The 14689-nt window shown below is 53.4% G+C and carries 9 protein-coding genes; 4 read left to right on the forward strand and 5 right to left on the reverse strand.

All coding sequences use genetic code 11. The features are described 5' to 3' along the window. Positions 1-72: 72 nt before the first annotated feature. A complete protein-coding gene (locus tag AC1Q5O_RS18060) occupies positions 73-492 on the reverse strand; it encodes a winged helix-turn-helix transcriptional regulator (protein ID WP_492564845.1) in 420 nt (139 codons plus the stop codon). 100 nt (positions 493-592) lie between these two features. Between AC1Q5O_RS18060 and AC1Q5O_RS18065 the strand changes: the two genes are divergently transcribed. Beyond that, positions 593-1714, forward strand: a complete 1122-nt coding sequence (locus AC1Q5O_RS18065; protein WP_492564847.1) for an NADH:flavin oxidoreductase — start codon at positions 593-595, stop codon at positions 1712-1714. Positions 1715-1993: 279 nt separating this feature from the next. On the opposite strand, the gene AC1Q5O_RS18070 is transcribed toward AC1Q5O_RS18065, so the two are convergent. Next, entirely contained in the window at positions 1994-2962 is a 969-nt protein-coding gene (locus AC1Q5O_RS18070) for an NAD-dependent epimerase/dehydratase family protein (RefSeq protein ID WP_492564849.1), read from the reverse strand. A 592-nt stretch (positions 2963-3554) separates the two neighbouring features. Between AC1Q5O_RS18070 and AC1Q5O_RS18075 the strand changes: the two genes are divergently transcribed. Further along, positions 3555-6224, forward strand: a complete 2670-nt coding sequence (locus AC1Q5O_RS18075; protein ID WP_492564851.1) for an autotransporter outer membrane beta-barrel domain-containing protein — start codon at positions 3555-3557, stop codon at positions 6222-6224. A gap of 196 nt (positions 6225-6420) precedes the next feature. Here the strand turns inward: AC1Q5O_RS18075 and AC1Q5O_RS18080 are convergent, their stop codons facing one another. Both AC1Q5O_RS18080 and AC1Q5O_RS18085 read right to left on the reverse strand, forming a co-directional pair. Then, a complete protein-coding gene (locus tag AC1Q5O_RS18080; protein WP_492564852.1) occupies positions 6421-8898 on the reverse strand; it encodes a glycosyl hydrolase family 28-related protein in 2478 nt (825 codons plus the stop codon). Positions 8899-9152: 254 nt separating this feature from the next. Then, a complete protein-coding gene (locus AC1Q5O_RS18085; protein ID WP_492564854.1) occupies positions 9153-9692 on the reverse strand; it encodes an acyltransferase family protein in 540 nt (179 codons plus the stop codon). Positions 9693-10372: 680 nt separating this feature from the next. On the opposite strand from AC1Q5O_RS18085, the gene AC1Q5O_RS18090 reads away from it, so the two are divergent. Further along, on the forward strand, positions 10373-11635 hold the full coding sequence (locus tag AC1Q5O_RS18090) for a hypothetical protein (protein WP_492564856.1): 1263 nt from the start codon (positions 10373-10375) through the stop codon (positions 11633-11635). After that, on the forward strand, positions 11635-12597 hold the full coding sequence (locus AC1Q5O_RS18095; RefSeq protein WP_492564858.1) for an SGNH/GDSL hydrolase family protein: 963 nt from the start codon (positions 11635-11637) through the stop codon (positions 12595-12597). The genes AC1Q5O_RS18090 and AC1Q5O_RS18095 overlap by 1 nt, the downstream gene beginning before the upstream one ends. A gap of 273 nt (positions 12598-12870) precedes the next feature. On the opposite strand, the gene AC1Q5O_RS18100 is transcribed toward AC1Q5O_RS18095, so the two are convergent. After that, complete coding sequence (locus tag AC1Q5O_RS18100; protein ID WP_492564860.1) at positions 12871-14097, reverse strand: acyltransferase family protein; 1227 nt, start codon at positions 14095-14097, stop codon at positions 12871-12873. Between the last annotated feature and the right edge of the window lie 592 nt (positions 14098-14689).

Consider the following 14689-nt stretch of genomic DNA (forward strand, 5'->3'; position numbering starts at 1 on the left):
TGGGGTTTCGGGTTTATTGGTCCGCGCGGTGCCGATGCGGTAAAACCAGAAAGAAATTCTAGTCCGTACCGTTCAATCAATAGCGGCCTTCATGTCGCGCTCACCGCCAGGTGAGGTTGTATAACCGATTGCGCGTTGGTCGAACGATTGCCGAGCTTGTTCAACCTCGTGCTCATGCTCCAGCGCCCAGGTGCATAGAGCACCAAATGGCTCCTTCAGCGTGTGGCCGAGCGGCGTGACACTGTATTCAACGGCAATCGGAGAGATGGGAATGACGTGTCGCGATACCATTCCGTTTCGCTCCAGCCGCCGTAAGGCTTCGGTGAGCGCCTTCTGCGTAATGCCGTCGATGCGGCGCTTTATTTCATTGAAACGCAGGGGATTGCCACAGAGCAGCGACAGAATGAGCACGGACCATTTGTCAGCGATCTGATCGAGCAGAAGGCGACTGGGACCGTGTACGGCGCACATTTTGTTCCGATCCTCGGTCATGATGGTTTCCTCCTGTATACCTGATCTACATTAAGTGCCTTATTGACACTAGGTTTACAATATATACCTGTGTGCTTCAACACAATCGGAGTACCTATCAATGTCTGCACCGCAAGTGGCTGCCCTCTTCAAGCCATTCAAGATCAAATCATTGGAACTCAAGAACCGCATCGTCATGGCGCCAATGACGCGCACATTTTCCCCTGGCGGCGTGCCTGGCGAGAATGTGGCAGCCTATTATCGGCGGCGTGCTGAAGGCGACGTGGGACTGATCCTGTCGGAGGGAACGGTGATTGACCGACCTGCTTCCAAAAATCACCCGGATATTCCGTTCTTTCATGGCAAGGCCGCCTTGGATGGATGGGCGCACGTCATCGAAGAAGTACACGCAGCGGGCGGCAAAATGGGCCCGCAGATCTGGCACACCGGTTCCACATCCCATCCGACGACTGACTGGCGTCCGCCATCACCGGTTGAAAGTCCTTCCGGTCTACTCGGTCCCGGCCAGCCGCGTGGCAACGCAATGACGGACGAAGACATCGCCGATACAATCGCTGCATTCGCCCGGGCAGCCGCAGACGCCAAACGACTGGGTTTTGACGTGGTCGAAATCCACGGGGCGCACGGTTATCTCATAGACCAGTTCTTCTGGGCAGGAAGCAACAAGCGGACAGATCATTTTGGCGGAGCGACGCTCAAGGAGCGCGCACGATTTGCCGCCGAGGTGGTGAAGAGCGTCCGCAGTGCGGTTGGACCGGATTTCCCTGTTCTCCTGCGCGTCAGTCAATGGAAGCAGCAGGATTACAGCTACCGGCTGGCGGAGACGCCAAACGAAATGGCCGATTGGCTCGTGCCCCTTGCGGAGGCGGGCGTTGATATATTCCATGCCTCGCAGCGGCGCTTCTGGGAGCCTGAATTTCCGGAAATCGACGGCGAAGAAGGCCTGAATTTTGCAGGCTGGGCAAAAAAGCTGACGGGCGCTGCCACAATCAGCGTGGGGTCGGTGGGACTGTCCGGCGAATTCCTGGCCGCCTTCGGCGGCGAGAGTTCCCAACCTGAAAGCCTGGACAAATTGGTTCGCCGTCTTGAACGCGAAGAGTTCGACCTGATCGCAGTCGGCCGTGCTCTTTTGAACGATCCCTCGTGGATCAAGAAAGTTCGCAGTGGCGACACGGAAAACCTGAAAAGCTTCAGCCCTGCCGCAATGCTCGAGCTGGCATAGGACACTAGCCACACCAATCGTCAAAGCCACGGCATGCCTCCACCCTGGCTTTGACGGCCGTTTGCAACCAAAGATAGAGTCGCTCAAGCCTGTTGCAACACCGCTAGATTATCCTGCTCGCCAATTTGTATGGCTTTCCCGCATTCTGGGTGTTGTGATTTATCCCAAAAGCTGCCTCGGAGGCTTACCCGGGCGGCTATCGCGCGGTAGGTCGGTTGAGATATCAGGTTCCGATATCCCCGATACGCCGCGCCGAAACACCCGCCAGATACATCTTCCTTAAAGCGGATGAACCCGTGATGGGAGCGTGCCGGATAGAACTTCAATTTGGCGACAGGGATTGTCGACGGCATTCCAGCCCGTCGATTGCAATTTCGCTGAACTTGCCACGAGGTCCCCATTCAGTCTTTTCCGGCGATCGCTCTGGCCCGTCACGCGCGTCGCAATGTTCAGTAGCCAGGGCGGGAAGGAAAACAAATTGGGCGTTCGGCCCAGACCGCGGCGGGCGGCAGCAACGATTTCCGACACGGTTACTGGAACTCCATCGGAAACGATGAATGTGCCACCGTTGGTCTCTGCCTCATTCAGACTATGGATAATAGCGCGGCAAAGCGCCCCGCGATCAAGCAGGGACCGTTTGCCTTCCAGCGAATTCAGCGGCAACGGCACGGGCAATGCTGCGAGCTTCAGGAGCGTCGCCAAGTTACCCCCTACACCGGCACCATAAACGAGAACGGGCCGCAGAATGGTGAAATTTCCGCGGGTAAGCGCTGCAGCGATTTCGGCCTCGGCTGCGAGCTTGGTCCGGCCGTAGTCGTCGCTCGGTTGCGCGGGATCGCTTTCCAGCGCGATGCCCTCGTGAACGCTTCCGCACTGCGCGCGTATCGTTGAGACAAAGACGAATTTGCCTGTGATGGTTTTATGTGCGGCCTTTGCGAGTTTGGCTGACAGAACGCAATTGACGGCATGGTAGACCTCGGCGGACACGAGAACCTTGGGGTGGTGAATAGCGGCCAGATGAACAACGTGATCGATCCCGCCAAGAATGCGTTCGAAGGCCTCGACCGGTTCGTCCGATGAAGGTAGAAGCACTCGTTCCATCCCGTCAGCACAGGCTTTGTTGCTGTTTCGCGCAGCGGCGATCACTCTGTAGCCGGTCGCCTTCAACTGCTCGACCAGTTCAACACCGATGAAGCCCGAAGCTCCTGTCACGAGTACAACGCCGCGTGCCATATGATTTTCGCTCATGCGATCTCCACAAATCTCTCAAAGATTTACAATCGTATGCTTCCGAGGTTTATTCGTCCGTCGCTGAAAATTGCGCATTTTCATCCGCTTCAGTCATTCAACATTGGTTTCGAACTTAGCATGTCGTTGTTGCCGTCCATACTCAAACGAAAGGCCGAATTTCGGGCCCCCTATTAGGTCAAAAGGCGGTTCATTCAGGTGGTGTGTCGTCCTGGGGCCGCACACATCCCGGATTGCTTGTACTCGAAATCGCGAGATATCCGGTTCAGGCGATGCACTGTTTGGGTGGCGTCCTCTCGGACATGTCAAGACGTTCCATATCGCAACACCAAAGGCCGGAAACAGTCGATCTCCAGCAGACTTCACATACTCGGCCAGGTTCGCACCGCAATGACCCAGGCCTCGCGCAACTAAGTATCAAATTCGCAACACTGGTGATCAAACACCATGCTCCGCCTGTAATATGCGCATAAACTAAGTATTTGTCTTTATGAGTTAGCTTTGACTCGCGCTAAGAATGAGTTCTATATCGTTGGACAAGGCTGGAGGGGAAATCCAGATGCGTCAGCCTCATTTGGGGGGAAGAATGGGCATGAACCTGCGTAAAGGACTGCGTGTATCGACTGCACTGACTGCGGTCCTGCTTTCTGGAACTGCTTATGCTGCCAATACGACCTATTCGGGCAATAGTTCGGCGAACAACGACACCATCACCAACAATTCCGGCGATTTCACAACGTTTCGAGATACAAGCCAAGGTGGCACCGCAACTATTACGAACAACACCGGCGGCGAGACGGATTTCATCAACAGCAGCACGGCTCAGAATGCGACAATCAGCAATCTGGGCGGTCTGACGCTTTTCAGCAATTCCAGCAATGCTGGCAGCGCGACCATAACCAATGGCACCGCGGGACTTACGCGGTTTTTCAGCGGGACAACCGCCCAGAACGCCACCATCATAAACAACTCGGGCGGCACGACCCGATTCGAGGGAAACAGCAACGCAGGCAGCGCCCGCATCACAAATAATGCGGGTACGCTAATATTCTTTGATACATCCACCGCAGGCAATGCCACCATCTCCAATGCTACTGGCAGCACGACATTTTTTGTCAATGCAACCACAGCAGCCAACGCCGCAATCACCAATAATGGTGGCAATACGGAATTTGACAACACCAGCGTGGCCGCCAGCGCATCAATTACCAATCTCAACAACGGTCGAGTTACATTTTTTAATACAAGTAACGCTGGCAATGCCACGATCACAAACAACAATAACGGTCTGACGCTCATTCGCGGAACCAGCTCAGGTGGAAATGCCACAATCACGAGCAATAGCGGCGGTCGAACGCTCTTTGCCGATAGTGGCTCTGGCGGCAATGCCAGGCTGATTGCGAACGGCACGGGTCTGGTTGATTTTTCCAACGGGCCAGCCACCAACACTGCGGGTTCCCTCGAAGGCAGCGGCCAATTCTTTCTCGGCGGCGTGACATTGACAGTCGGCTCAAACAATCTCTCGACCGGAGTCTCCGGAACCATTCAGGATGGGGGGTCTGGCGGTGGAACCGGTGCCTCGCTGGTCAAAGTCGGCACTGGCAAACTCACACTGTCGGGAAACAATACATATACCGGTGGCACCACCGTTCAGGCCGGTACGCTGTCCGTCAATGGAACCTTGGCGGGGACGCTTCAGGTTTTGAATGGTGGCATTCTGGCGGGCACCGGCACGGTTGGAAACACGACGATTGCCTCCGGTGGCATGATTACACCGGGCAATTCAGTAGGCACGCTCCATGTCAATGGAAACATAACCCTTGCCGCCGGATCGGTCTATGATGTTGAGATCGCGTCGACAGGCGCTTCAGATCTCATCGCCGCCACCGGCGTTGCAACGCTTCAAGGCGGGTCGGTATCGGTAGCCGAACTCGATGCCGCAACCAACTATCAGACGGGTCAGACCTACCGGATACTCACCGCGCAAGGGGGCGTCAGCGGGACGTTCAATCCGAGCGTCATGACCAATTCGGCCTTTCTTGACGCAACGTTGACCAATACCCCCAACGCGGTCGATCTGACGATAGCAGTCAAGCAAATGTCGGGTGGCGGCAGTACAGGCCCGTTCCCGATCGCTGCCATCACTAAAAATCAGATTGCAACCGCAGGGGCTCTCAATACCTTGCAGCAGAGCGGCGCCTCACAGGCACTTTACAACAAACTGCTTGTCCTGGACGCAGCCTCAGCGCGCACCGCTTTCGACGCCTTGTCGGGCGAAATCTACGCCTCCGCAACAACAGCACTAGTCGAGGACAGCCGTTTCATCCGCGATGCGGCGACCAACAGAATCCGAGCAGCCTTTGATGGCGTGGCTGCGAGCTCTGTACCGGTCATGGCCTATGGCGAAGGCGGACCGCAGACTACATCCACCTTGAGCGAACAATTCAGCATATGGGGTACGGGTTTCGGCAGTTGGGGTTCGACGGACAGCAATGGAAATGCTGCCAGCCTTGACCGCTCGACCGGCGGTTTTCTCATCGGAGCCGATGCTATTGTCGTCGACAACTGGCGTCTCGGACTGCTTGCCGGTTACAGTCACACATCCTTTAGTGTCGACGATCGAAACTCTTCCGGTGATAGCGACAATTACCATCTCGGTGTCTATGGCGGATCGCAATGGGGCAATCTCGGCTTCCGGGCGGGCGCAGCCTATAGCTGGCATAATATCGGCACCAGCCGCTCGGTCGTTTTTCCTGGATTCACAAACAATGTATCGGCAGATTATGATGCCGCCACGGCACAAGTCTTTGGTGAGTTAGGCTACCGCATCGATACAAATCGCGTTGCCTTCGAGCCTTTCGCCAATCTTGCCTATGTCAATTTCAGGAACGATAGCTTCAACGAGAGCGGTGGCGCAGCAGCCCTAGCCGGCAGCAAAACCACCACGGACACCACGTTTACGACGCTGGGCCTCCGAGCTTCAACGGACTTCGTGCTGGGTGGCATGACATCAACCGCGCGTGGCATGCTGGGGTGGCGTCATGCGTTCGGCGACACGACCCCCGAATCAAATCTCGCCTTCACTGGCAGCAACGCCTTTGTCATTTCCGGCTCGCCGATTGCCGAAGATGCACTGGCTCTCGAGGCAGGTCTTGATTTCAAGCTCTCATCTCGCGCAACTCTCGGCATTTCTTACAACGGTCAGCTCGCCAGCAAAGCCCGGGACAACGCATTCAAGGCGGATATCTCGCTCAAGTTTTGATAAGAGAAGAATATTACGAAGCAAACTCAGCGCCGCCGATCCATAGGCAGCTGCCGACAGCGCAACGGTATTTGAGGCGGTCACGACCCGTTATCACGATATCTCCGAAGGCATTGGACCGTATGTTTGCGTGCCAGGTAAGCCCGTCGAGGTCATGGAAAATTTCGGCATACTCCCCAAAATTGGGATGAGACGTTTATTTTGGCGGACCGGCGTTGCCCGAAGCAAATCCCGTCCACGTTGAGCCTATATTCAACAAGGTGTTCTTGGGTTGCAATGTCAAGAAACCCACGCTTCCAGACAAGGGTGCGGACCCGCGATCGAAAACATTCTTGTAAAGGATGGTATTGTATTTGCGCGCACTATACAGGGACGGGGGAATGAAATGACCATCATAGGTCCACAGGAGGTGAAAGGCATCAATGAAGCCGTAGCGAAGATTCGTGAACCGGTTTCCTTCGAAAACCGTACCGTTGTAATCGGCACCTTTGTAACCCCAAGAATCATATTCAACGCCGATATGGGCCAGATTGTTGAATGTGTTCTTGCGGTAGATGTTGCCAAGACCACCCCAGACACCAGCAGTCCCTGACTCAGTAAAGGTGGTGCCGACGTAAAGACCACTATTGCTGTCGGTAATTACGTTATTCGAGTATTGCAAGAAGTAGGGACTTAGTCCGCGTGTCGACGTCAACGCTACCGTCATCATGCCGTGGCGCATCTGAGAGATATGATTGTGATCCACAACGGCATCGTACACGTTCCCAAAAAGCAGAACGGCAGTGGAGTCCGAATCGTGTTGATCGTAGCTTGAGCGTCCCTGGAATGTATTGTTGTAAATCGCGACATGCGAAGCGGTGGAAGCCCGCGCGAATTGGCTCAATCTATCGGGGATTACATTCCATGGCGCGTCCAAGTTTACAGTATTGTTACTCACCGAGACAATGTGACGGCGCTGTCCGGCACCCCTGCCAGCGACGATAACCAGATCTTCCCCACCAGCTTTCGATGAGGGGGACAATGAAATGAAGGAAACCGTATTTGCGGTGGCTTCCTTGAAGCCATCCATCAGTTCACTCGTGACGATCTCGAAGCAGATCTGTTCGCCCTTGTTACAGTCTACCTTCGTGCAGTCATGGGGAGCCGCCCGATGGGATATGTTGTCACCCCAATACAGGTTTTCCATGCTGCCGAAATGGCCTTGCCCGACAAAGAACCGGCCGATGCCCTGCCCGTCATCGCGGCTTTCATCGGCATTGGCAAGGTCGTTGCCGAGCATCGAAAGATCACGCCCGCCGGAAAGCCAAACGACAGATTCACCATAGCCTGTCATGCGGAACCGATTGTTGGTCATAAAAATTTGCCGGCTACTTCCATAGAAGGATCCGTTTTCGATCAGTTCGGAGGCATCGATATAAAGCCCCGAGGCATTGTGTGCTTCGAGCGCCGGCACCCCCCAGGCTTTGATCCGCACGGATTGCAGCCGCAGATTTGAGGCTGACGGCACCAGCAGCAGGGGATGGGAATCCGTTTTTCCATTGGCGTTGAGCGTGAGTTTCTCGAATTGCACGTTCTGCTGGGCGCCACCAACCATGCTGCCATTGATATTTTTGCTTAGTTGAATTTCCGTGGAATCCATGCCGTCGCCCAACCAACGGACGTTGCTTGGAGCCTGGAGTGCAGACTCCACAAGGTAGGTTCCAGATGGAAAGTAAACGGTAGAAGGGGCAGCATTTCCCGCCGCAGACAAGGCCGCCTCAATGGCCGCGGTGTCGTTGGCGCCATTTGCGACCGCACCAAAACTCTTCACATTGAAAATCTGCTGATCTTGACCGGCCCACGGAGCTTGGCTCAGAACAGTTAAAGCCAAGGGGCCGCTCCAACCGAAGCGGCCGCCATGGCCGTTGTGAATCCAAACTTCATAAGAACCGGCCGCCAATTCGGGAACCTTGAAATCAACCTTGAACGGATTGACCGAAATCGGCGTCACATATCGACCGGCACCAGCAGCTGGTTTAATGTAGACAAACGATCTCGATGTGCCATTGGAATTGGACAGATTCCGGCCGTAGACTGAAACTATTGTACCGGAAGGCGCACTGCCCGGACCTATCCACCAAGCCTCAGTGCGATTGATGGCGAAGGCCTTGCCGCGAATCCCGTCGCGCTCTGGCCAGATCAGGTACATCGACCAGGAAGGTAACCAAGCCGGCAGCAGCACCGTCGCTACCGTCTCATCGGCGCGCAATGCATTGATCGAAATCACCGATCCATTTTGCGCGGAGGGCTCTTGAGAAAAGACTTCGAAGCGAGATGGGCCGTCCAACTTCACACCCGTCATTGAAATCACTTCGTCGCGATCCGCCGTCCTGGAAATCTCTGCAATCGTTGGACCGGCGGGATTGGGCGTGTTGGCAGGAGGGTCGAAACTATCCACTTCGCTGGGCAGTGCCGGCTCCGGGTTGGGTACTGGAAAGCCAAAATCGCCGGGTGTCGCTCCGACTTGTGCAACTTGCCAGGACTTCTCCGGCGATGTGTCGCGATGCGACGGTCTTACATCGCCAAGGCCTTCGCCGGACCACGAATTAGCGGCTGCTCGCGCGCTCGCCGAAAGACATGCTGACGCCATTGAGCCCATAACTAAAAGAAAAAGGCATTTTGCGAATTGACTCATACCTCATGTCCGGTCACTGGGGGATATTTCGTTAGCGCGCAAAAAACCAGAAAGGCTGTGCGACCAACCTTGCGATGCCGCTGACATCGGCGTTTCGAGCACCGACGAATAGATTCTAGCGGGTCGACTTCAGTTACTCGACATACCTGATGAATCCTGATCCTCGTGTCACAGGTGCGAGCTCTCGATTGACGCTCATTCATGCAAACACGCGCCAAAAAGTGCGCGATCCTTTTCAGTGGCTTGCGCGGTGATCAGGCATCTTTTCTCTTCATCAATTTACTTGGCTCCAGTCCCACCGGAAGCATGAAGTTTTCGCGCATGGCAACAGAGGTATCATCTGCCATCGCGGCTGTTAGGACCTCGCCCTTGGTTCGAGCATTCGCAATTGCCCGAAAAGCCGTGACGGCAATGATTAAGCCGACAAGGAGATAGATTACCAGTTCAAGCATGATCGTCCAGATAACGCCATCGACATAAGGGCCAGAAGGCAACAGAAGAGCCGAGTGGGCATACATCTGGATAATCTGGGGTAGTGGGAAAAGTCCAAATATGAAAAATAACATCGCCCCGATCCATGAACACAGCCAAAGGCAAGGTAAAATCCGCGAGAACCGATTTTTAAAAAATTCAGTGCCGGAAGATGCTCTTTCAACGCCAATTGATATAATATCGCCCGAAATCAATCCAAAGCCCGTTTTGCGAATTTGTCCCGACGGGTGATACATTACCACCAGGAGTGCGGCGCAAAGGCGGAATACATCAGGGACTGGATAGTTGTTGGAAGCCTTCATGATTTCTTGCGACCAACCTTCCCGGATGTTGTTGGGCTTCCTTTGTTTGGTCCCAAAGCATACAAAGGAGCGGAATTCGGAAGCAAGGTCACTATTCGGATTGTCGCACATCCGTTCGGATGAATTTCAAGTTGTTCGTTGGGATGTAAAACCAAACTCACGGCTTGCCGCACCCGGACCTGGTTTGGATATTCCGGGCTGTGCCGGATACATGAGCTTTTGTTCTGCCTGACCGCTGCGACAGGCATTGCCGTTCCACCGTCAGGACTTTAACCTGGACACAGGCCCTGGGCCTTCAATTCGCTCGCAATGCCGAATTCTCGCCGCACCGATAAACCAGCGATCGATCCAGATCGACGACTGCAAACGCGTAACGTCATCCGGAATTGCCGGGAGCATGCGCTGCGCTGACCGAGGCGACCTAAGAAACCGGCAGCCCTCATTGGGACACAAGTTCGTCAACGTCGTAATCCAACCGGACAAAGTAGCGGAAGGCTCCGTTTGCGGCCTCGCCGCGCATCATCTTGTCAAACATCAGGAGCACTGCCTTTCGGGGCAGACCCTATTGGATGACATATCAAGGGATTCCGGGTCCATTATTGCACCACTACGCCTTATGACCGAATTGATTTCAATTCCGCTTCCATATTGAATCAATCAAAACAACTTAGAGCGAAGAGATGACCTGGTTTATCATTTGGTTGCTTGTAGTACTTTGTTTTGGAATGTTGGTTCACGGGCTCCTCGTGCCCGGGCGATTTTATCAATACCCTTTTTTTGCTGCTGGAATATTCCTCACCTTTGTGCTGCCGCAATTACCAGGTCTCGCCAACAGCCGATTTATACCGGAAGCAGCTCTGATCAAGACACTGATTTTCTCATTTTTTTGTCTTGCAATGTGCGGAATTGGATGGCGCTTTGGCATGCGGTCGAAGACGCTAAAGGATCATGCCTTTAGCGAGCCACATTTGTTGCTGGCCGCTGCCTTTCTATCGCTTGTTGGAGCATATTTCTTCTTTAAGTTTGGGCGTTTGCCCGACGAAGAGCGCTTACGCGGCATATTGACGGGTACAGCTGTAGCATATTTGTTTTTTGCCAAATTACTTACATATGGTTTTGCGCTCGCCCTCCTATGCTTTGCGCGTCGAGCCTCAATACCAGCACTGTGTATAATATTGTTTGATACGCTTTTTTATCTGGAGCGGATTGTCATTGCCGGGCGGCGGGGAGAAACGGCTGAGTTTTGTCTTCTTATCGCGCTTGCTTTTTGGTTTCAAAAGCGATGGGCTGCGCCGCGCATTGCTGTTGTTGGCGGCCTCGTGTTCAGCATTGTTGGCTTGCTCGGAGCTGGAGAATATAGAGAAGCGACCTACTATGAACAGCAGGGCTGGGGCGCAGTAGCGAATATCGATCTCGCAGCCAATTGGAATCGCATGCTGAAGGAAGGCGGCTCCGAGATGACCAATGCCGTGGTTGCGATTGATCACGTCGATCAGAGCCAAGTGCTCGATTTCGGCATCGAACATTGGAATTCTCTGGTATTTAGTTACGTGCCCGCCCAGTTAGTGGGGACGGATTTCAAACGGTCTCTCATCATCGATATGGCGCCCATATACGGCAAGTTCTATTTTCCAGGCATCGGCTCAACATCGACTGGTATGGCGGACGCTTTTGCTTCGTTCTGGTATTTTGGGTGCTTGAAGTTCTTCCTGGTAGCGTATCTTATGGGGCGGCTGTATGACTCTGCATTGAGGGGCAATACGGCAAGTCAAATAATCTATATGCTATCGGCTGTGCCCTCCATTCTCGTAGTAAGCCATTTCACAAACGAAATCGTCATCGCGTGGGTTCACATGGCGGTTTTCCTTGTTCCCGCACTCTACTATGCTCGCGTTACAAACTACGTAGCACCTCCCAACTTAGGCAACATTAGGCTTGGATAATGAAGAATGCATTTGCTCGGCGCAGACTTTTCCTAGCTGTCACCATAGTGATCCTTTTGACGATCGGTACGGAGATTGGCCTTCGGTTAGCGGTCGGATTAGGTAACCCTCCCTTATTTCAAAGCGACCCACAAATTGGTTACATGATGGTTGCGAACCAAGAGGTTTACAGATTAGGAAATCGAATAAAAGTTAATGCGTTTCATCAACGCTCAGATGATTTGACAGCGCTTCCCATGGACGGAATTGAGCGTTTGTTCTTTTTGGGAGATTCCATCACCTTTGGTGTTGTCGGCGTCGATCAAACGGAAATTTTTTCTGAACTGGTGGGTGCAGATCTTCGTAAGACAGGTCAGAAGATTGAGGTGATGAATGCCTCGGCCGCGTCATGGGCTATTGGCAACGAACTTGAATATGTTCGGCGCTTCGGCACGTTTGGCAGCAAGATTGCCGTTTTGGAAATAGGTTCTGCCGACCTGCTTCAACCAACCAGTGTTGGCGACGGTGTTGGCGTGAATGCAGGTCAGCCCGACCGAAAGCCTTTCAGCGCCATAAACGAACTATTTGACAGAATCGTGATACCGCGGATTGCCGAGATCTTGGGTTATCAACCTAGCGATAATGAACCAGTCAGCGTTGAAGATCGAGCCAGGCAGTTCAAAGAAAACATGCAGCACTTCGCTGACTTGGTAGCAGCTGTCAGACAACAAGGATCCTTGCCTCTGGTGGTGATGATGCCTGTGCTACCCGAGATAGTACAAAACCCATTTCAGCGATATGTGCCCTATCGAGATAGCTTTCGCAAATACCTCCAACAATTGAATGTGCCATTTGTTGATATGTCGGTTGCTTGGCACAACGATCCTAACGCCAAGTCCTATTATACTGATGGAACGCATCTGACGGCCGCCGGAAACCGGGCTGTCAGCAAGGAAATAGTGGCAGCCATCAAAAGGATGTAGCAGGGTATTTCGGCCTGCATGAGTTGTCGGCCGAGGCGAGAATTTTGCTGGTGGCCGAGCGCCACTCATTACCCGACTCTAGGGAAAAAGTTGAAAAGTCAGACGCTCGCTGTCTGATTGACGACACAGCATCTTCCTTAAAAATTGGCAGCGAGACCTTCATTGTAAAAGCAGCATCGGCGACGGGATCGATAGCAACGGAAAGCGATGACACTGGACCACCCGGTCGACGACCGAGGTGTGTTGAACTCTTGAGTGCTGCACCAACGCCGCTTACTTGGCAACTTCGTTGACCAGGGCGGTATCGTCGGATTTGTGAGCGTTTGGCCTGAGCAACGCGATCGGCATCCGCTCGCGCTTGTAGACGAACAATCCCTTCAACTTCAAAAACTGTTTTTCATAAAGGTTCCAGGAAAGCCACGCGGCAGCAACAAAAACCAGGAGGCACACACCTATATAAAGCAACAACGCAATGGATTCTGGAAGCAGCAGCGCAGAAAATGGTGTTGCAGGCAGGTGTGGCAGAATGAGATGGTGGAGTACGTAAAGACCATAACTGTATACGCCGAAAAAGCGAAGCAGGCGACTGCTGAATATCCGGCGGACCAGCGGATTCGGGTAACCCGGCAAACACATCACCAGCAGGCCACCCCACCCGAATGCGAGAATGGAGAACCCGAATGTATTGACGAACCGATCACTGAACCAAATGCCATCTCGGGCGACAAACACTACCGACATGGATGCCAAGGCCGCAACTGTACACCACGGTGCAGCCGCGTAGAGCCTAGAAGGGGCCGAAGACTGGCGTACCGCCAAAGAAATCAGCGCACCGATTGCAAGGGTATCAATGCGCGCCGGGGTCAATGTGTACGAGGCGCCATTCGGCAAGTGTAGCATGGCCATCATCAAGCGAAATGCCAGTGCACCCAAAACCAACAAAATGCAAATTTTGAAAAACCTGTTCCGTGGACAGAAAAAAACAACGAAAGGCCACAGCAGATAGAACTGTTCTTCGACTGCCAAAGACCAAAAATGTACGAGCGCCAACCAATCCACATTAAAAAAATGCGCTCCGCGCGCGGCCACAAATCCCCAGTTGATCGAAAATGTCCAGAAATACAGCTGATGGTCTGAGATAAATTGCAATTTGGGAGTGTTGTAGAGCCCAAAGACCGGGAGGATGACGAAAACAACGATGAGAACGCCATAGTATAAAGGAAAAATGCGCAGGACTCGTCTGCCGAAAAACGCTTTGAAAAAATTTGTACTGCCCTTGTTGTCCAACAATATCCCAGTAATAAGAAAGCCTGAGAGGACAAAGAAGAGATCGACTCCCGACCAGCCCACGCCGGCTAGTTTGTAGAGAAATGCCTTGTCCCCGGCCTCGAAGGGATATCCGAGCACAATGTGAAAAATCATCACGAGCAGTACCGCGAAGCCCCGTAGACCATCCAAAGCTGCCAAGTGGTTTTTCTCGGCTTTGGTGTCGTTTCCCAAAGAGTCCATCGCTTTGGCTGCTCCTGATATCCGTTGAACCCAACGCGTCCGAACCTCAGATCGTAGGTGCCAAGTCAAGCGATCACCATTTGAATAAAAGGTGCAGGCGCTTCATCCGTTAGTGGTGTGAATCAAACCAGAGATTTGCACGGTATGGGCGGCGGATATTGATCGGATCTCCCACTGGCTCAGCGGTGCATCGATTGATCAAAGCGATCTTCACATGCCGTATAAGTTTGTTTTTAACTGGCATTTTCCGATTCGCTCGAAGTTTACGTTCAGAGATGACCAGCCGGATCGACGATCCGTATCGGAAGCGACAGCATGCACAACGGCGATGCCAAATGCGGCCCCGGTGTCGCTCACTGTCCGAGCCAACGTCCCGGGGGTATTCAGTACGTCTTTCGGTCAACTGGACAGACTTTCACGCCCTATCTAGTCTGGCGGAAGCGGGACGGAGATTTGAGATATGTCGCAGCGAACGGTGTTGGATCGGACTAGGGACATGGGCCGCCTGTTCTCCGAGTTCGGCCCTGGGATGCAACCCCTGAGGTTCCTTTGGGCTCTGGCCAACGGGAAGTCCCAAGATCGC

The organism is Phyllobacterium sp. MT110, from assembly GCF_058792715.1.